We start from the raw sequence: 17,122 nt of genomic DNA, 5'->3' as shown, positions 1-17,122 counted from the left end.
CGGCGGGGAAGTTCGCCGGGGCCGCGGCCGTGCCGGGGGGTGTCAGCAGGTCTGGTCGATCAGGGAGAACGTGGCGTAGTGGTCGCCGGTGTAGTAGTCCTCCTGGTACTGCTGGCCGGTCACGATCCGGCGGGCACCGCGGGTCGGGGAGCCCGGGGTGATGACGGTGTACTCGTGGTAGTACCCGTAGGACTGGCTAGGCAGGACGCTCTCTCTGTTCTGGAACACCACGCCGTCCTGCGAGTACGGGAACGGCCCGTCGGAGGCGATCAGGTTGAGGGTGTCGGTGGCCTCCGGCGGCAGGGTGGACAGGCACACCGTGCCGCTCACGTCGGCGTGCGCGTCGGTGGCGACGGCGACGGGGGCGAGGGTCATCATGGCGACGGCGGTGATGGCGGCAGCGCGGGACTTCCACGCGCGTAGAGTGCGAGTCATGTCCACCAGTGTGGCGATCCACCGACAACTCCGGAACCCCTGAGTCAACTTTTTACCGACGGGTAACTCCCCTGTCTCATCAGCGACTTCACCCGTATTCCAGCCCCGGGCCGCCCTTCCCGGCGCCGTCCACGAACCGTCCGCACCACCCTTGGGCCGACCGCCATCGAACTACTGCGAGCGCCGTTGTCGGCCTGCTCACACCTTCACAGCCCTCCCACGACGCGACATCGGCGCCACATAGAGTGGCGCACCGTGTCGGGCCGAAACGATCTCTGACGGGGTGGACATGGGTACGGGAACGGGCACTTCGCTGACGGCGCACCAGCTGATCGGACTGCTGGTCGACGCCGGGAGTTTCCAGGGCTGGGACGAGCCGCCGGCCGGGCCGCCCGCCGACCCCGGCTACCGCGCCTCGCTCGACCGCGCCCGCGAACGCACCGGCCTGGACGAGGCCGTGCTCACCGGCCTCGGCCTGATCGACGGCCGGCCGGTCGCCCTGGTCGCCTCCGAGTTCGGCTTCCTCGGCGGCTCCATCGGCGTCGCCACCGCCGAACGGATCACCCGGGCCGTCGAACGCGCCACCGCCGAGCGACTGCCACTGCTCGCCCTGCCGGTCTCCGGCGGCACCAGGATGCAGGAGGGCTCGGCGGCCTTCCTCTGCATGCTCCGCATCACCGCCGCGGTCCAGGCGCACCGCGCGGCCGGTCTCCCCTACCTCACCTATCTGCGCAACCCCACCATGGGCGGGGTCTTCGCCTCCTGGGGCACGCTCGGCCAGCTGGTCTTCGCCGAGCCCGGCGCCCGGCTCGGCTTCCTCGGGCCGCGGGTCTACGAGGAGCTGCGCGGCGTGGAGCTGCCGGCGGACGTCCAGCGGGCGGAGACGCTGGCCGAGCGCGGGCTGGTGGACGCCGTGGTACCGCCGCAGGAGCTGCGCGAACTCCTCCGCCGGACACTCGCCGTCCTCGGCCCCACGCCTCCCCCTCATACGGGCGACGTTCGCGATACCGGCACCGCCCGCGCCGGCGAAGAGCCCGCCGAGCACCCCGACGCCTGGGACTCCGTCCGCCGCAGCCGTCGCCCCGACCGCCCCGGCACCCGCGAGCTGCTGCGTCGCACCGCCGAGGAGCTGGTGCTGCTGGACGCGCCCGGAGGCCGCGGCGGCGCGCTGGTCCGGGCGCTCGCCGTACTCGGCGGCCGGCCCGTCCTGGTCGTCGGCCAGCAGCGGCAGAGCCCGGAGCACGAGCGCCCCTTCACCGCCGCCGACCTGCGGGCCGTCCGCCGCACCGCCCGGCTCGCCGAGCAGCTGCGGCTGCCGCTGGTCACGGTGGTGGACACGGCCGGGGCCGAGCTCTCCGCCCAGGCCGAGCTGGACGGGATCGCGGTGGAGATCGCGCACTGCCTGACCACCCTGCTCGCGCTGCGCACGCCCGTCCTCGCCGTCCTGCTCGGCCAGGGCTCCGGTGGCGGGGCGCTGGCGCTGCTCCCGGCCGACCGGGTACTCGCCGCCGGACACGCCTGGCTGGCGCCGCTGCCGCCGGAGGGCGCCTCGGCGATCGTCCACCGGGACGGCGCGCACGCGGCCGAGCTGGCCAGGGCCCAGGGCATCGGCGCCCACCACCTGGCGGAGGTCGGGCTGGTGGACGAGGTGGTCCCGGAGCTGCCGGACGCCGCCGAGGAACCGGAGGCCTTCTGCGCCCGCATGGGAGCGGCGCTCGGAACGGCGCTCGACACCCTGGCGGCCACCGGCGAGGCGGAGCGGCTCACGACCCGGGCGGCCCGGCACCGGCGGCTGGGCGACGTTCGGTGATTGCGTGACTTTCGGCGATCGGGCGACGTTCGGTGATCGGCGATCGGGCGACTTTCGGCGATCGGGTGACGTTCGGTGAGCCGGCGCCTCCGGACGGCGACGAGATCGTGTGGCGCCGGGCACAGATCGTCTGTACCCAAAGTGGTGTGACCGGATCGTCCCGTGACAGTCCCCGCTCCTAAACGGTGAGTGCACTCACAGTCGAATCGAGCCTACGACGGCCGGTAGTGGTGCGCTCCGGGTACTTGACAGGCCACCGCCACTTGACAGGCCACCGCCCGAGGTCCCGCTCGACAGGCGTTTTCCCAGTTCAGCACAGGTCCGAACACCGCGCGCCGCCGCCCCTTCGAATCCACGGCGGCCACCGCCCGTACGACCGGGCGTCGTAACGAGGGGGTCTTGGCGACGGCCGACCCCATCTGGCAACAATGGCTCTCGTCGTCAGCCGCACCGGCCTCCTGTCCCGCCGGTGAACGGCTTACCGCCGAGTCGCGCCCCACAACCGCAACGGCCCCTGTCCGGCCCGTGGTCCTGGGTGGGGCGCGACTCGACCCAACCCGATTGAGGTCCTGTCTTACATGCCCGCTTTCAAGCTCCGTATGCGTACTTCTGCCGCGATCCTCGCCGGCGCCGCCGGTCTGACCGTCCTCGGCGGCGTGCTGCCCGCCACCGCGAACGCCGCCACCGTGTCCCCGAAGACCATCGCCGCCCAGATCGTCCCGGCGAACCAGCTGGCCTCGTTCAGCCAGATCATCTTCCACGAGTCCAGCTGGAACGTGACCGCGACCAACCCGAGCTCGGGCGCGTACGGCCTGGCGCAGGCGCTGCCGGGCTCCAAGATGGCCTCCGCCGGTTCGGACTGGCGGACCAACCCGCGCACCCAGATCAAGTGGGCGCTGAACTACATGAACACCCGCTACGGCAGCCCGAACGCTGCCTGGGTCTTCTGGCAGAACCACCACTGGTACTAAGCCGACCGACCACCGGCGTACCGACTTCCACCCGCCTCCTGACCACTCCCCCCTCACCCCGGGGGTCGGACAGGGACCACCGGGGTGACCCGACAGGGCCCGGGCCCGCGCGATCCGCGTGGCCTGGGCCCTGTCGTGGTTTCCCTGCTGCTCACACGGCTCCGCGGTTCACGGCTCCCCGACTCACAGCTCCCCGACTCACAGCTCCCCGGCGAGCCCGAGCAGCTCCCGCATCCGCGCGTACTTGGCGGCCAGCCGCTCGGCGGTCGCCCGGTCCAGCGAGGCCAGCCGGGCCGGGTCGGAGTTGTGCGCCAGGTCGGCCCGCTTGACCAGCAGCGCGCCGGGCGTGGCCAGGATGCGCGCGGTGTACTCCTCGACCGGCTCGTCCGGGCGGCGGGTGAGCGCGTCCACGATCGCCTTGGTCGTCTCCGGCAGTGCGGCCGCCGCCAGCCACTCCCGGCTCAGCCGGTCGTCCTCGACGGTGTCGTGCAGCCAGCCCGCCGCGATCTGCGCCTCGCTCCCGCCGCGCGCCGCCGTGCCGGCGGCGACCGCCGCGATGTGCTCGCTGTACGGGTGCCCGTTCTTGTCCACCTGTCCCCGGTGGGCGCGGCGCGCGATGGCCTCGACCTCGGGCAGGCTCAGGTACTGCTGCTCCATCGACTCATCGTAGGCCCGTGATCTTCGAGTCCGCGCCTGCTGGTTTACTGCCCCAGGGCTCCACGGCACCCAGGGTCACCGCCCCGGGGGTTGACGCCCTCCCGCGGGCGGGCGATCCCCCGCCGGACCCGGCAGACCCGTCCGAGCGATCCGAGGAACCATGCCATCCCTGCATCCGCTGCTGTCCGGCTTCGCCCCGATCTGGGTGCTCACCGGGATCGGCTACCTCGTCGGCCGCACCGGACTGCTCGGACCGCAGGCCGAGGTGGTGCTGAACCGTTTCGTCTTCCACGTCGCGATGCCGGCCGCGCTCTTCCTGATGATCGCCCGCACCCCGCTCGACCGGTTCGCCAACCCCTCGATGCTCGCCTTCGCGGCCGGCACCGCCGTCGCGACCGGCCTCGGGCTGCTCGCCGGGCACCTGCTCTTCCGGCGCAAGCCCGGCGAACTCGCCATCGGCGCGATGGCCTCCGGATACGTCAACTCCGCCAACCTCGGCATACCCGTGACCATGCAGGTCCTCGGTGACGCCTCCTTCGTCGCGCCGGTGGTGCTGTTCCAGATCCTGCTGGTCACCCCCGCCGTCCTCGCCGTCCTGGACAGCGGCGCGGCCGGCCGCCGGGCCCTGCTCACCCTGCCGCTGCGCAACCCGATCCTGCTCGCCACCGCGCTCGGCGCCGTCGTCTCCGCGACCGGGCTGCACCTGCCCGCCGAGCTGAACCGTTCCTGCGAACTGCTCGGCGGCGCCGGCGTGCCGACCGCCCTGATCGCCCTCGGCATATCCCTGCACAACCGCCCGCCCTCCGACGGCCGTTCACGCCGCGCCGAGGTCGGGCTGACCGTCGCGGTCAAGACCCTGGTCCAGCCGCTCGTCGCCCTCACCGTCGCCGGGCCGCTGCTCCACCTTCCTCCGCACCAACTGCTCACCGTGGTGCTCTTCTCCGCCCTGCCGACGGCGCAGAACGTCTACACCTACGCCCGCGAGTACGAGCAGAGCAGCGACCTCGCCCGGGACACGGTGCTCTGGTCGACGCTGGTGTCAATGGCGACCCTGTCCGTGATCAGCTGGACCCTCGGGCCCGCGTAGCGTTCCCCCGTCACCCTTCCTCCCGGGCGGCGGCCACCACCGCCGTCATCGACTCCAGGAAGCGCCGGGCCGTCGCCAGCTCCGCCGGGTCGAACCGGCCCATCGCCGCGACCAGATCGCCGATCAGCCCGCCGAAGAAGCCCTGCCCCAGCTCCATCGCCCGCTCCTCCACCACCAGCCGGACCTTCCGCCGGTCCTGCGGGTCTCGCTCACGGCGGATCAGCCCGAGCCGCACCAGCCGGTCCACCAGACCGGTGGTCCCCGCCGAGTTCAGCCGCAGCGCTTCCCCGAGCCGACCCGGAGTGACCACCTCCCCGGCCCGGGTGGCGTCCAGCAGGTGGATCAGCGCCCGCAGGTCGGTCGGATGCAGACCGTTGCGAGCTGCGAACTCCGCCCCGAACAGGTCGAGTTCGACCGTCAGACCGCGCAGCAGATGGACCAGCCGCATCGGCTCCTCAACCTCGGACACCCTCTCGTCCTTCCTCGGGCACTCTCATGCCATTATTCTCTCGCTCAGCGAGATACTTGCTCAACGAGTGATTCCGTATGTGATCCGGTCGCCGATCACACCACACCGCGGAGGCCCACCATGTCCACCCGCACCGCCCGCTCCGTCACCGCTCCCTTCCTCGCCGCCTACGACGCGCTGCTCGCCCGCTGGCCCGTCCCGGTCGAACCCCTCACCGTCCGCACCCCGCACGGCATCACCCGGATCAACGCCTGCGGCCCGGCCGACGGCCGCCCCCTCGTCCTCCTCCACGGCGGCGGCGCCACCTCCACCCTGTGGTTCGCCAACGCCGGCGCCTGGGCCGAGGCCGGCCACCGCGTCCTCGCCGTCGACCTCATCGGCGATCCGGGCCGCAGCATCCACGACGGCGCACCACTCGGCGACGTCCCCGGCCTGCTCGGCTGGCTGGACACCGTACTCGACCAACTCGGCGTCCCCGAAGCCGACTTCTGCGCCCACTCCTACGGCGCCTGGATCGCCCTCGAATACGCCCTGCACACCCCCACCCGCGTCGGTCGCCTCGCACTCCTCGACCCCACCCAGTGCTTCACCGGCTTCCGCCCCGGCTACCTCCTCCGCGCCCTCCCCCTCTTCCTCCCCCACCGCAACCCGGCCCGCGCCCGCTCCTACCTCGAGTGGGAATCCGGCGGCCACGGCCTCGACCCCGCCTGGCGCGAGCTCTACGCCCTCGGCTACGCCGACTTCCCCGCCTCCCCCGTCATCACCGGCCCCCGGCCCGCCCCCGCCCGCCTCCGCACCCTCACCACCCCCCTCCTCACCCTGTACGCCGCCAACTCCCGCCCCCACGACCCCCACCACACCGCCGAAGCCACCCGCCGAGCCGTCCCCCACGCCACCATCGCCACCATCCCGAACACCTCCCACCACACCCTCCCCACCTCCGCCGCTCCCGAGGTCAACCACCGCGTCCTGGACTTCCTCACCCCCACCCGCCCTTGACCCGGCCCGGCGCAGCATCACGACGAGCCGAGCAGACGCCCCGAGTCGACGCCGCTGTGGCACGTCCGGCCTCGGCCCGCGCGGCCCACACGCGTCACCTTCGCAACCACGCCCGACCCCGGACGCCGCTACGCCCCCCACCCCACACTCCCGCCCTCTCCGGCCTCAACCCACGCCCCCGCCGCGGAACCACGCCGGAGCTCGGGCTCCCCCGGCTTGCACCGGATTCGGCCCCATGAAGCGACGAGCTCCGACCACTGCGCCTCGTCGGGCCCGCGAATGATCGCGAATGATGGCGATCGAACCACGGATTGCCGCGCCCCGCCTCGAAGCCCGCGCGGGAAGTCGGCGGGTCCGACTTCCCGCGCAGGGGGTCTTCGGCCCTCGGCCGATCGACTGACTCGCGCCCATGCCCGTTCGTCCAGCGGCTCGTTGAGTCGACCACGGGGAAGGGGCCGCCGTCCGCTCCGGAATCAGGGCGTCAAACCCGGGGCTACCGGGCCTGGGAGGCGGCGGTGGGCCCGGCTGCCGAGCGGCTGGGGCGCGGCGCGGCGCTGGTCCGGTAGTCCACGGACCAAGCGGGCGGGCGGCAGCCGGAAACCGACGCACCTATCAAGTCTCCTGGTCCACACGGCACTTGGCGCTGGCAGACTACGGCCCCGCAGCCGCCCCACTCGCCTCCCACGTCCCCGGAGCAGCCATGCCCGTGTTCGTCCGACGCCTCGCCCCCGCCGCGGTGTTCGCGCTCGCCGCCCTGACCGTCCCTCCGAACAGCGCGTCCGCCGTCGCGTCGGCCCCGACCGTCGCCGCCTCGCCGGGCGAACACCTGGGGCTGACCTGGACCGCTCGGAGCAGCGCACCAGCTCGGTGCACGTCGGGACCGACGGCCTCAACAACCCCTACCTCGGCGACACCGATCCCGAAACCGAACTGCCGGTGCTCTGCATCCGGGTGGACGGCCGACCGGCCCCGGACGGGATCCCGACCACCGGCTTCCACAGCTGGGCGGGCGGCGAGGTGGCGGCGACCGCGCCGACGGCGGGCTCCGAGCTGACGAGCCGCGAGGCCGCCGACGAGCTGTGCGCGGACTCCTTCGGCGGCGACTGGCGGACGGCCGAGTTCCACGACGGTGAGGGGTGGTCGCTCTGGGCCACCGGCACCCTCCCGGCCGACACCCGCTTCTGGACGGCCATCAACGACCGGCCGGCCAACCCCTGGAGCTGAGCCGGAGCGCACGGGAAGGTCGGGGCGACCGTGCCGACGCGGCCGCCCCCTCCTCCTTGAAAGGCCTGGGCGTTCGGAAGAGCCGCCGAGGTCAGTAGATCAGGTAGCCCGGGCGGTGCCCTTCGTCCTCGATCTCCCCGGTGGCCTGGGCCCGCAGCTTGCGGGACAGTTCCTCCAGGGCGCGGGAGGCCGCGACCTCCTCGCCGATCCTGGCGAGCGGACGGTCCTCCGCGCTCTTCTCGGCCTCGCCGTGGGCGTTCAGGCCCGGCGCCCTCGCGCCCACCAGCCTGGCGTCGCACGTCGTGTGCACGCCGTCCTCTTCGAAGCTCAGCTCCACGTCCCACTGGTTGTGCATGCCACACCTCCTGGCGCCTGCCCCCGTCGCGCCTGTTCGGGCCGGCACGGGCGGTGGGCCCGTGGCGGCCGCTCACACCAGCGTGCGCCTGCCCCACCCGAAGCGGCAAGCGCGGCTGGGTGGCACACGGCCGCCGTGCCTCCGGCACCCGAACCGCGCTGCCTCCGGACGCCCGATCGACGGGTGTTCCCGCGTCCGATCGGCGGGCCGTCCCGCGTCCGATCAGCCTGGCCACCGCCCCGGCGGTAGGCTGACGGAAGCGCGCCGCGACCGCCGACCCCCACCCCGGACCCGCCGGCGCGGCGCGGGGCAGCGACAACCTGGTGGTCCCTCCGTGGCGGTCTTCCTTCTCGCCCTCAGCGCGGCCTGCTGTCTGGGGCTCGGCTTCGTCCTCCAGCAGCACGCGGCGCAGCGGGCCCCTCGTGCCGACATGCTGCGCTGGCGGCTGCTGCTGGACCTGATGCGGATGCCGGAGTGGCTGCTCGGCACCGGGTTCATGGTCAGCGGGCTGCTGCTCTCCGCGCTCGCGCTCAATCAGGGCCAGGTCTCACTGGTCGAGCCGCTGCTGGCGACCAACCTGCTCTTCGCCATGGCACTCTCCCGGGTGCTGACCCGTCAGACGCTGGGCCGTTCCGGCTGGGCCGGGGTGCTGCTGCTCGGCCTCGGGGTGACGGCGTTCATCGTGGCCGGGCGGCCCACCGGGGGCGGACCACCCGCCGGGGAGCTGCGGCACTGGCTGGTGGTCGGCACGGTGGTCGGGCTGACCCTGCTGCTGGTCTCGCTCGCCCGGCGGCTGCCGCTGTTCGAGGAGGCCACGCTGCTGGCGCTCGCCGCCGGGCTGCTCTACGGCCTGCAGGACGCGCTCACCCGCACCACCACCCAGCTCCTGGACCACGACGGGCTGACGGCGGTGCTGCGCACCTGGCAGCCGTACGCGGTGGTGGTGGCGGGCGTGGTCGGGCTGCTGCTGGTGCAGAGCGCCTTCGAGGCCGCCCCGCTGCGGATGTCCCTGCCCGCGCTGACCGCCGCCCAGCCACTGGCCGGTATCGCCTGCGCGGTCGGCTTCCTCGGCGACCGGCTGCGGGTGACCCCGGGCGCGCTGGCCTGGGAGGCGATCGGGCTGCTGGCCATCGTGATCGGGGTGATCGTAATCGGGCGGCACCCGGCGATGCCCGGCACCGTCCGGGAGACCCTGGAGAGCATCGGCGCGCCACCGGAGGACACGCCCTGGGACAAACCCGGCGGCGAGGACCAACCCGGGGACCAGGGCGAAGCCGGGGAGAACGACGAACAGGACGGGGACGCGAAGGGTAGGGACGCGAAGGACTGGGACGGAACGGGCGAGTAGGCGGGCGGCCGATGCGCTGGAGCGCGCAGGTCGCCCGCGCTGGATGGTTGATGACCTACGCGTGTGCCGACTCCACCTCCTGCTCGACGACCGCGGTGCTCCCGTGCCCCCGCAGACGGTCCATCTCCCGCCACTCCGGCCGCAGCCCGGTCAGCGTCGTAGTGGCGAAATACAGGATCCCGGCCGTGAGCAGGCTGGGTATCAGACCGACCAGGGCGACCGCGCCGCCGGCGAGGAGGCCTCCCAGGGGGATGCCCGCCCAGGCGAGGGAGTCGCCGAGGGCGTGGACGCGGCCGAGGAGGTGGCGGGGCACCCGTTCGAAGAGAACGGCGCCGAGGATCGGGTTGAGGAAGCCGGAGCCGAAGCCTCCGACCGCGAACACCGTGACCACCACCCACATCGGCGCACCGAGGGCGAGCACCAGGAAGCGGGGCGCACCGCACAGCAGGAAGCCGGTGAAGAAGACTGTCCGCCGGGGCAGGCGCGAGGCGACTGCCGCCGCGATCAGGCTGCCGACGACTGCCGTGGCGCCCATGACACCGGCGGTCAGGCCGATGGCGGCCGGGCCGTTGCCGGACTCCCGTGCCCAGACCGGGACAAGAACGGTCGTGAAGCCCGCGTCGAGCAGATTGGTGATGCCGACCATCACTATCACGGCGAGCAGCAGCGGCTCGGACCGCAGGAAGGCGAAGCCCTCGCGGAACATCCGCCAATAGCCGCCCTGCTCCCCCTCCCCCGCCGACCTGGACGACGACGCGGTCGCACCGGGCACCGCCGGGCGCCCCATGCCGCGCGGCAGCGCGAGCGCGATGACCAGTGACCCGAGTGCGAAGGTGGCCGCGTTGACCACCAGCCCGGCCAGCGGACCCATCAGTGCGACCAGCCCGCCGCCGACCGCCGGCCCGATCGTGGAGGCCAGCCGCTCGGTGACGCCCGACAGCCCGGTGGCGCGCTCCATCGGCACCCGGGCCTGGTCGGTCGCCTCCGGGACCATGACCGACTTGGCCAAGTCTCCCGGGCCGCGCATCGCGCCGATCACCGCGACCATCGCGAGAAGCAGCCAGAACGGCAGCAGCCCGTACGCGTGCAACAGCGGGACCAGCCCGGCCGCGACGGCACTCACCGCGTCCGTCGTCCAGGACACCACCCGCGGCCCGAGCCGGTCGACCAGCGGCCCGGTCAGCGCCTTGACCAGCACGTACGGCGTCATCTCGGCGAAGGCGACCAGGCCGGTCATGGTGGCGCTGCCGGTAGTGGCCAGGACGAACCAGGGCAGGGCGATGGCTGAGACCCGTGTCCCGGTCATGGAGACGGCCATGGCGGTCAGCACCCCGGCCAGTGGCCGGAAGCTGCGCGCGGGCGGGTTAACGGCGGCAGTGGTCATACGGTTCCCCCTCGGTCGTAACGGTGCTCGGGTCCGGCAGGACGTGGACGATCACGGAGACCTGCTCGCTGCCCTCCGGGACCGGCCCGCCAGCGTCGATCCGGCGGTAGCGCCCGATCACGTCGGATAGCTCGCCGGTCAGTTGCTCGGCCTCGGCGGGCGTGAGCCGCAGGATCAGGTCGCTGAGGTCTGTCACCCGGCGCCACTCGCGCGGCATGGTCTCGAAGGCGTCCAGCGTGCGCTGGCCGGTCAGGGTGTGCGCGGCCAGGACGGACCGCAGGAAGCCGACAGCCGTGTCGGGCTCCTCGTCGGCCATGTCGTCCCCCGTCCAGACGGTGAGCCGGTGTGCCGAGCGCCACCACCGCTCCCGGGCGTTGCCGCGCTCCGTGTCCTCCTCGACGAAGCCCGCGGCGGCGAGCTGGCGCAGGTGGTAGCTGGTGGCTCCGGAGTTGAGCCCCAGCTGCTCGGCCAGCCTGGTCGCCGTGGACGGGCCGTGCTTGCGCAGCAGCCCGACCAGCTGCATGCGCACGGGGTGCGCCATCGCCCGCATGCCCTTGGCGGTGATGGCGATGTGCGGGTCCTCGCTGTGCTTCCAGCCGCGATCTTCGGTCATGGCCAGGAGCATAGGACCGCAAAGAGACGTTTGCAAAGGCTTTTTGCGAAGGATTCTTTGCGGTGGGGTGGATGGCCCCGCCGGTCAGCGGGTGTCCGACCTGCCGCTCGGCGGGGGCCGGTGCCCGCTTCGCGCCCCGGAGCCGGATTGTCACCCGGCCGGCGGAGGCGCACCCTGGCAGCAGGGCCCGGGAAGCGGCCCACCCCGGTCGGCCGCTGAACCGATGACGGCCACCGGTCAGGCGCGAGGGGCAGGGCAATGGCACGCGGGAAGCTCTGGGGCTACGTGGCTTCGGGGGCCCGGGCGCTCGGCGCGCTCGGCGGCGCGGACCGCAGTGATCGCAAGGGCGGCAGGGGCGGCAAGGGCGCGCCGGAAGTCCTCGGCCCGGTCCCGTCGCTCGCGATGGCCTCGCCCCGGACACTGTCCCGCACCGAGCTGGACCGGCTGCGGTGGACCAGCCGGCAGGCCGGGTGCGAGCCGCAGGCGCGGCACGTCCAGGTCGCCGACGTGGTGCACCGGGTGGTGCGCGGCGGCGGCCGGGCCGCGGCGGTCACGGTCCGGGTGGCGCCCGGGCTGCCGGTGGTGGCCGGGGACGCCCGGAGGATGGAGGCCGCGATAGCCGGGCTGGTCGACCACGCGATCCGGCGCAGCCCGCTGGGCGGCCCGGTGCTGGTCCGCGCGGAGGTCACCCGCACCCGCCCGGCGGCGCCCCGGGCCGCGACCGGGCGGGGCACCACGGCGCGCAGGCGGGAGCGGGTGGAGATACGGATCTCCGACCGCGGGTCGTACGAGCCGCCCGAGGCCCGCGAATGGCTGCCGGCGGGCGGGCGCGCCACCGGACCGGTCGGCCCGGCGCTGCACAGCCTGGTGCTGGCGGCGGGCGGCCGGCTCGCGGTCGAGCCCACCCCCGGCGGCGGCCTCACCGTGGTCCTGCTGCTGGCGGTCGCGTACGACTAGCCGCTCGGCGGACGCCGGCCGACCACCCGGCGAGCCGGGGCCGCCGAACCTAGACTTGCCCCATGCCCCGGCTCAACGACCAGGTCAGGGAGCTGCTCCAGGAGTACGCCGACCTGATCAACATCACCGGCGGGGACGCCTTCCGGGCCCGCGCCTACGAGAAGGCCGCCCGCGCGGTCGGCGGCCACCCCGAGGACGTGGCCGAGTTGGACGTCAAGGGACTCCAGCAGATCCCCGGCGTCGGCAAGTCCACCGCCGAGAAGATCGCCGAATACCTCGCCACCGGAAAGATCGCCGCGCTGGAGACCCTGCGCGCCAAGATCCCGTCCGGCGTACGGGAGATGATGGCCGTCCCGAGCGTCGGCCCCAAGCGCGCCCTTTCCCTCTACCGCGACCTCGGCATCGCCTCCGTCGAGGAACTCGCCGAGGCGGTCCGTGCCGACAAGCTGTCCGACCTGGCCGGTTTCGGCGAGCGCAGTGGCGAGAAGATCCTGCACGGTATCGAGCTGATGCGGCAGTCCGGCGGCCGCACCCTGCTCGACACCGCCACCGAGCTGGCCGACCAGTTGGTCGAGGCGCTCTCGGCCGTCCCCGGCTGCACTCGCTGCGCGTACGCGGGTTCGCTGCGCCGGATGCGTGAGACGGTGGGCGACATCGACGTGCTGGCGACCGCCGCCGACTCCGCCCCGCTGATGGCCGCGCTCACCGAACTCCCGTACGCGGCCGAGGTGATCGGGAGCGGACCGACCAAGACCTCGGTCCGCACCACCCAGGGCATCCAGGTGGACCTGCGGGTCGTCCCGGAGGAGGACTGGGGCGCGGCGCTGGTCTACTTCACCGGGTCGAAGGCGCACAACATCAAGCTGCGCACGATGGCGGTGCGGGCGGGGCTGAAGCTCTCCGAGTACGGGTTGTTCGAAGTCGACGGCGGGGCCGGGAAGGACAGCGGCACCGGGAAAGGCACCAAGGCGGACGGCGCCAAGGTCGTCTCGGAGACCGAGGACGAGGTGTACGCCGCGCTCGGCCTGCCCTGGATCCCGCCGACGCTGCGCGAGGACCGGGGCGAGATCGAGGCCGCGCTGAACGGTCAACTCCCGGACCTCGTCCAGGAGTCTGACCTGCGCGGCGACCTGCACACCCACACCGACCTCACCGACGGCCTGGCCACCCTCACCGAGATGATCGACACGGCGGCCGCGCGCGGCTATTCCTACTACGCCGTCACCGACCACGCGCCGGACCTGGTGATGCAGCGGATGACCGACGAGAAGATGCTCGCCCAGCGCGAGCAGCTGCGCCAACTCGCCGACCGGCACAAGACGTTGCGCCTGCTGCACGGCACCGAGCTGAACATCGGCCCGGACGGCGGGGTGGACTGGCCGGCCGAGTTCCTGGCCGACTTCGACGTCTGCGTGGCCTCCGTGCACTCGCACTTCGCCCTCGACCGCGCCGCCCAGACCCGTCGGCTGATCCGCGCCTGCGAGAACCCCCACGTGCACATCATCGGCCACCTCACCACCCGCCGGATCGGCCGGCGCGGGCCGATCGACGTCGACCTCGACGCGGCGTTCGCGGCGGCCGCGCGCACCGGCACCGCGATCGAGATCAACAGCTCCCCGCAGCGGCTCGACCTGCGCGACGAGGACATCCTGCGGGCCAGGCGGCACGGCGTGCGCTTCGCGATCGACAGCGACGCGCACGCCACCGGCCACCTCGCCTACCCGCGCTTCGGCATCGGTACGGCGCAGCGCGGTTGGCTGACCGCCGAGGACGTGATCAACACCTGGACCTGGCAGAAGCTGAAGCACTTCCTCCGCAAGGACGCGCTGCGCGGCTAGGCGGCCCCACTCTGCGGCCCCACCCTGCGGCCCCACCCTGCGGCCCCACCCAACGGCCCGCCCCGCGGCCCTGCCCGCCGGCGAATCGCCTACCCCGCGCTCGCCCCCGGCGAGGCCAGCACCCGGGCCGCGCTGCGGTGCCCGAGCCCGGCCGCCAGGTTCAGGTCCCCGGTGTCCAGGAAGCCGGCCAGGAAGCCCGCCGCGAAGGCGTCCCCGGCCCCGGTGAGGTCACGCACCCGCGCGACCGGCGGGACCGGCACGGTGAACAGCCCCTCGCCGGGCACGTCGACGGTGGTCGCCTCGGCACCGGATTTGGTGACCACCGTGGTGGCCGCCAACCGGGCGCGCCCGGGCCCCGGCAGGCCGTCCACCAGCAGGCCGAGGAGAGCTGACTCGGACCGGTTAGCGAACACGAAGGTCGGCGCCAACTCGGCCAGCAGGCCGAGGAACCGCTCCCGCCCGAACTGCTCCAGCATGCCGGTCGAGGAGGCGTCCACCGAGGTGGTGCCGCCCGCCTCCCGGACCCGGCCGAGCGCGTCCACCGCCGTGGCGCCGACCGGCTCGCCGTCGAAGGAGTAGGCGGGCACGTGCAGGTGGGTCAGGCCGGCCAGCCACTCCTGCGGGACGCGCTCCAGCAGCGTGGCGGCGCCGCGGTCGGGCAGCATGGTGCGCTCGCCGTCCTGGTCGATGAGCACCACGATGCTGCCGGTCTGGCCGCGCCGCTGCACCCGTACGTCCACGCCGTGGCCGCCGAGTTCGGCGACGACGCCGTCCCCGACCGGGTCCGCGCCGACGCAGCCGAGGAAGCGGGCCGGGTAGTGCCCGGCGGCGAAGCAGGCGACGTTGGCCGCACTGCCGCCGCGCCGCCGGAAGACCTGGGCGCTGGAGTCGGTGCCGTGGCGCAGCGGGCCGTCGACCCAGACCACGATGTCCTCGACGAGGTCGCCGAGCACCCCGAGCACGGGTCAGGCCCCGGTCGACGCGGCGGCGGCCAGGGCGGTGGCGATCTCGCCGCCGAGGCGGACGTTGCCGCGGTAGACCTCGACGTTGACCTCCAGGCTGCGGCCGCCAGTGTCGCGCTGGATGTAGTCGAGCAGGAACGGGGTGGAGGCGTTGCCGGTGACGCCCTGGCGCTCGGCCTCGGCCCAGGCGCGGGCCAGGATGCCGTCCAGCTCCTCCGGCGGCAGCTGCTTGGCCGGGTCGACCGGGTTGGCGATCAGGACGGCCTGCGGCAGGCTGAGCCGGTCGCGGGCGTCGATCACCTTGGCGGCCTCCTCGGGCGACTGGACGCTGAAGTTGATCTCGTGACCGGAGTCGGTGACGTAGAAGCCGGGGTACTTGGTGGTGCGGTAGCCGATGACCGGGATGTTGAAGGTCTCGAAGCGCTCCAGGGTGGCCCGGATGTCGAGGATGGACTTCACGCCGGCGCTGACCACGGTGACCGGGGTGGCGGCCAGGGTGGTCATGTCGGCCGACTCGTCGAAGCTCTCGGAGGCGCCGAAGTGGACGCCGCCGAGGCCGCCGGTGGAGAAGACCCGGACGCCCGCGCGGTGGGCCAGGAAGGCGGTGGCGGCGACGGTGGTGCCGCCGTGCCGGCCGAACGCGGCGACCACCGGCAGGTCGCGCAGGCTGACCTTGTCCAGGCCGTCGGCGGCGGCCAGTTCGGTGATCTGCTCGGTGCTCAGGCCGACGGTGGGCACGCCCGCGTGCACCCCGATGGTCGCCGGGACGACGCCCGCCTCCCGCAGCTGCCGCTCGGCCTCCAGCGCGACGGCCAGGTTGCGCGGCCGGGGCAGGCCGTGGGTGAAGATCGTCGACTCCAGGGCGACCACGGGACGGCCGTCGGCGACGGCCTGCGCGACCTCCTCGGAGACCTTGATGGCGGGGGTGCTGCTGGGCAGTCCGGTCATGATGCGATCTTCCTGTGAGATGCCACTGCGGTGGGGCGACGTGGCGATCAGCGTATGGACGCTTCGCATCGGAATCCAGAATGAGTCCTGGGGCTTCCGATAGGCGATCACCTATCAGTTCGTCCTAGGCTGAACGGCATGGGTCTCACCTTGCGTCAGCTGGAGGTCTTCCTGACCGTCGCCGAGACGCTGCACTTCGGCCGGGCCGCCGAGCGGCTGCACATCTCGCAGCCGACGGTCAGCCAGGAGGTCGCCCGGCTGGAGCGGACTGTCGGTGTCGAGCTGTTCGACCGCAGCCGCCGCTCCGTCGCCCTGACCGAGGCGGGCGAGGTGATGGCCGCCGAGAGCGCCCGACTGCTCCAGCAGGCCGGCGCGCTGCTGACCAGGGTCCGGCTGCACGAGGAGTCCCGGCTCGGCACGGCCCGGATCGTCGCCTCCCCGAGCGTGGTGAACCGGCTGCTGCCCGCCGTGGTCAGCCGGGCCGAGCAGGAGTTGCCCGCGCTCACCACCGCCGAACTCGCCGTGGACACCGGGCAGGTGTCCACCACCCTGGCCACCGAGCTCGCCGACATCGGCCTCGGCCGCTTCCTGACGGAGGTGCCCGGCTACCGCCTGGAACGGATCGCCGACGAGCCGGTGCGGGTCGCCCTCGGCCGGGACCACCCGCTGGCCGGACGGACCGGCCTGCGCCTGACCGAACTGCGCGACCTGCCACTGCTGTTGTGGCCGCGCGAGCAGCACCCCCGCTACTACGACCACGTGCTCGGCCTGTGCGCGGAGCACGGCATCGACCCGCCGGTGCTGGTCAGCCCGCCGCGGATCGTCGGCTCCCGGCTCTACCTGCTCGCCCGCAACCGCGCCTTCTCGCTGGTGCCCGGCTCGATGACCGGCCACCTCACCGAGGACGTCGCCACCGTACGACTGGAGGGCCGGGCCACCCTGCCGCTGGAGATGCAGTGGCGGACGGACGACCGCCGCCCGACGCTGGCAGTGCTGCGCAACGTGATCCGGCAGGAGACGGCCGAGCTGGAGGAACCGTAGGAGCTGCGGGAGCCCCGGCACCCA

17 protein-coding genes are annotated in these 17,122 nt (G+C 73.4%); 9 read left to right on the top strand and 8 right to left on the bottom strand.

The annotated features are described in order from the left end of the window. Positions 1-42: 42 nt before the first annotated feature. Positions 43-435 carry a ribonuclease gene (locus ACZ3UD_RS12470; RefSeq protein WP_465585574.1) on the bottom strand — a complete coding sequence of 131 codons (393 nt, stop codon included), beginning with the start codon at positions 433-435 and terminating at the stop codon, positions 43-45. A gap of 289 nt (positions 436-724) precedes the next feature. On the opposite strand from ACZ3UD_RS12470, the gene ACZ3UD_RS12465 reads away from it, so the two are divergent. Next, a complete protein-coding gene (locus ACZ3UD_RS12465; RefSeq protein WP_465585572.1) occupies positions 725-2,245 on the top strand; it encodes a carboxyl transferase domain-containing protein in 1,521 nt (506 codons plus the stop codon). Between the two features lie 599 nt (positions 2,246-2,844). Further along, positions 2,845-3,216: an aggregation-promoting factor C-terminal-like domain-containing protein gene (locus tag ACZ3UD_RS12460; RefSeq protein ID WP_465585570.1), complete on the top strand. Its 372-nt coding sequence runs from the start codon at positions 2,845-2,847 to the stop codon at positions 3,214-3,216. A 198-nt stretch (positions 3,217-3,414) separates the two neighbouring features. Here ACZ3UD_RS12460 and ACZ3UD_RS12455 read toward each other — a convergent pair whose 3' ends face one another. Continuing rightward, positions 3,415-3,873, bottom strand: coding sequence for an HD domain-containing protein (locus ACZ3UD_RS12455; RefSeq protein ID WP_465585568.1), 459 nt, complete (start codon positions 3,871-3,873; stop codon positions 3,415-3,417). 160 nt (positions 3,874-4,033) lie between these two features. Between ACZ3UD_RS12455 and ACZ3UD_RS12450 the strand changes: the two genes are divergently transcribed. Next, complete coding sequence (locus ACZ3UD_RS12450; RefSeq protein WP_465585566.1) at positions 4,034-4,960, top strand: AEC family transporter; 927 nt, start codon at positions 4,034-4,036, stop codon at positions 4,958-4,960. A gap of 10 nt (positions 4,961-4,970) precedes the next feature. Here the strand turns inward: ACZ3UD_RS12450 and ACZ3UD_RS12445 are convergent, their stop codons facing one another. Next, entirely contained in the window at positions 4,971-5,408 is a 438-nt protein-coding gene (locus tag ACZ3UD_RS12445; protein WP_465585859.1) for a MarR family winged helix-turn-helix transcriptional regulator, read from the bottom strand. A 141-nt stretch (positions 5,409-5,549) separates the two neighbouring features. Between ACZ3UD_RS12445 and ACZ3UD_RS12440 the strand changes: the two genes are divergently transcribed. Next, positions 5,550-6,428 (top strand): alpha/beta fold hydrolase, encoded by an 879-nt coding sequence (locus ACZ3UD_RS12440; RefSeq protein ID WP_465585564.1) that lies wholly within the window; start codon positions 5,550-5,552, stop codon positions 6,426-6,428. Positions 6,429-7,295: 867 nt separating this feature from the next. Further along, positions 7,296-7,652: a hypothetical protein gene (locus tag ACZ3UD_RS12435; RefSeq protein WP_465585562.1), complete on the top strand. Its 357-nt coding sequence runs from the start codon at positions 7,296-7,298 to the stop codon at positions 7,650-7,652. A gap of 91 nt (positions 7,653-7,743) precedes the next feature. Here the strand turns inward: ACZ3UD_RS12435 and ACZ3UD_RS12430 are convergent, their stop codons facing one another. Then, the gene (locus ACZ3UD_RS12430; protein WP_387626036.1) at positions 7,744-8,007 is read right to left on the bottom strand and encodes a dsRBD fold-containing protein; all 264 of its coding nucleotides are present in this window, start codon (positions 8,005-8,007) and stop codon (positions 7,744-7,746) included. A gap of 334 nt (positions 8,008-8,341) precedes the next feature. Between ACZ3UD_RS12430 and ACZ3UD_RS12425 the strand changes: the two genes are divergently transcribed. Continuing rightward, positions 8,342-9,355, top strand: coding sequence for a DMT family transporter (locus ACZ3UD_RS12425; RefSeq protein WP_465585560.1), 1,014 nt, complete (start codon positions 8,342-8,344; stop codon positions 9,353-9,355). A gap of 55 nt (positions 9,356-9,410) precedes the next feature. On the opposite strand, the gene ACZ3UD_RS12420 is transcribed toward ACZ3UD_RS12425, so the two are convergent. Both ACZ3UD_RS12420 and ACZ3UD_RS12415 read right to left on the bottom strand, forming a co-directional pair. Continuing rightward, positions 9,411-10,739 carry an MFS transporter gene (locus ACZ3UD_RS12420; RefSeq protein ID WP_465585559.1) on the bottom strand — a complete coding sequence of 443 codons (1,329 nt, stop codon included), beginning with the start codon at positions 10,737-10,739 and terminating at the stop codon, positions 9,411-9,413. Then, positions 10,720-11,352: an ArsR/SmtB family transcription factor gene (locus ACZ3UD_RS12415; RefSeq protein WP_465585557.1), complete on the bottom strand. Its 633-nt coding sequence runs from the start codon at positions 11,350-11,352 to the stop codon at positions 10,720-10,722. Before ACZ3UD_RS12415 ends, ACZ3UD_RS12420 begins: the two co-directional genes overlap by 20 nt. A gap of 258 nt (positions 11,353-11,610) precedes the next feature. Between ACZ3UD_RS12415 and ACZ3UD_RS12410 the strand changes: the two genes are divergently transcribed. Further along, complete coding sequence (locus tag ACZ3UD_RS12410) at positions 11,611-12,309, top strand: histidine kinase (protein WP_465585555.1); 699 nt, start codon at positions 11,611-11,613, stop codon at positions 12,307-12,309. 62 nt (positions 12,310-12,371) lie between these two features. Further along, a complete protein-coding gene (polX, locus tag ACZ3UD_RS12405) occupies positions 12,372-14,147 on the top strand; it encodes a DNA polymerase/3'-5' exonuclease PolX (protein ID WP_465585553.1) in 1,776 nt (591 codons plus the stop codon). A gap of 89 nt (positions 14,148-14,236) precedes the next feature. On the opposite strand, the gene ACZ3UD_RS12400 is transcribed toward polX, so the two are convergent. Both ACZ3UD_RS12400 and ACZ3UD_RS12395 read right to left on the bottom strand, forming a co-directional pair. Then, entirely contained in the window at positions 14,237-15,109 is an 873-nt protein-coding gene (locus tag ACZ3UD_RS12400) for a carbohydrate kinase family protein (RefSeq protein ID WP_465585552.1), read from the bottom strand. A gap of 3 nt (positions 15,110-15,112) precedes the next feature. Then, positions 15,113-16,057: a pseudouridine-5'-phosphate glycosidase gene (locus ACZ3UD_RS12395; RefSeq protein ID WP_465585550.1), complete on the bottom strand. Its 945-nt coding sequence runs from the start codon at positions 16,055-16,057 to the stop codon at positions 15,113-15,115. Between the two features lie 138 nt (positions 16,058-16,195). On the opposite strand from ACZ3UD_RS12395, the gene ACZ3UD_RS12390 reads away from it, so the two are divergent. After that, the gene (locus ACZ3UD_RS12390; protein WP_465585549.1) at positions 16,196-17,098 is read left to right on the top strand and encodes a LysR family transcriptional regulator; all 903 of its coding nucleotides are present in this window, start codon (positions 16,196-16,198) and stop codon (positions 17,096-17,098) included. Positions 17,099-17,122 lie beyond the last annotated feature (24 nt).

This window comes from Kitasatospora sp. NPDC023118 (assembly GCF_055560875.1).
The sequence above is the reverse complement of the archived record's forward strand: the minus strand, read 5'-3'. Positions and strand labels throughout refer to the sequence as shown.

What these genes read in the sequence shown, in the direction of transcription:
- ACZ3UD_RS12390 (WP_465585549.1), top strand. Translation starts at nt 16,196, where the DNA reads ATGGGTCTCACCTTGCGTCAGCTGGAGGTCTTCCTGACCGTCGCCGAG.
- ACZ3UD_RS12430 (WP_387626036.1), bottom strand. Translation starts at nt 8,007, where the DNA reads ATGCACAACCAGTGGGACGTGGAGCTGAGCTTCGAAGAGGACGGCGTG.
- ACZ3UD_RS12460 (WP_465585570.1), top strand. Translation starts at nt 2,845, where the DNA reads ATGCGTACTTCTGCCGCGATCCTCGCCGGCGCCGCCGGTCTGACCGTC.
- ACZ3UD_RS12450 (WP_465585566.1), top strand. Translation starts at nt 4,034, where the DNA reads ATGCCATCCCTGCATCCGCTGCTGTCCGGCTTCGCCCCGATCTGGGTG.
- ACZ3UD_RS12415 (WP_465585557.1), bottom strand. Translation starts at nt 11,352, where the DNA reads ATGACCGAAGATCGCGGCTGGAAGCACAGCGAGGACCCGCACATCGCC.
- ACZ3UD_RS12455 (WP_465585568.1), bottom strand. Translation starts at nt 3,873, where the DNA reads ATGGAGCAGCAGTACCTGAGCCTGCCCGAGGTCGAGGCCATCGCGCGC.
- ACZ3UD_RS12420 (WP_465585559.1), bottom strand. Translation starts at nt 10,739, where the DNA reads ATGACCACTGCCGCCGTTAACCCGCCCGCGCGCAGCTTCCGGCCACTG.
- ACZ3UD_RS12395 (WP_465585550.1), bottom strand. Translation starts at nt 16,057, where the DNA reads ATGACCGGACTGCCCAGCAGCACCCCCGCCATCAAGGTCTCCGAGGAG.
- ACZ3UD_RS12410 (WP_465585555.1), top strand. Translation starts at nt 11,611, where the DNA reads ATGGCACGCGGGAAGCTCTGGGGCTACGTGGCTTCGGGGGCCCGGGCG.
- ACZ3UD_RS12445 (WP_465585859.1), bottom strand. Translation starts at nt 5,408, where the DNA reads ATGCGGCTGGTCCATCTGCTGCGCGGTCTGACGGTCGAACTCGACCTG.
- ACZ3UD_RS12470 (WP_465585574.1), bottom strand. Translation starts at nt 435, where the DNA reads ATGACTCGCACTCTACGCGCGTGGAAGTCCCGCGCTGCCGCCATCACC.
- polX (WP_465585553.1), top strand. Translation starts at nt 12,372, where the DNA reads ATGCCCCGGCTCAACGACCAGGTCAGGGAGCTGCTCCAGGAGTACGCC.
- ACZ3UD_RS12440 (WP_465585564.1), top strand. Translation starts at nt 5,550, where the DNA reads ATGTCCACCCGCACCGCCCGCTCCGTCACCGCTCCCTTCCTCGCCGCC.
- ACZ3UD_RS12465 (WP_465585572.1), top strand. Translation starts at nt 725, where the DNA reads ATGGGTACGGGAACGGGCACTTCGCTGACGGCGCACCAGCTGATCGGA.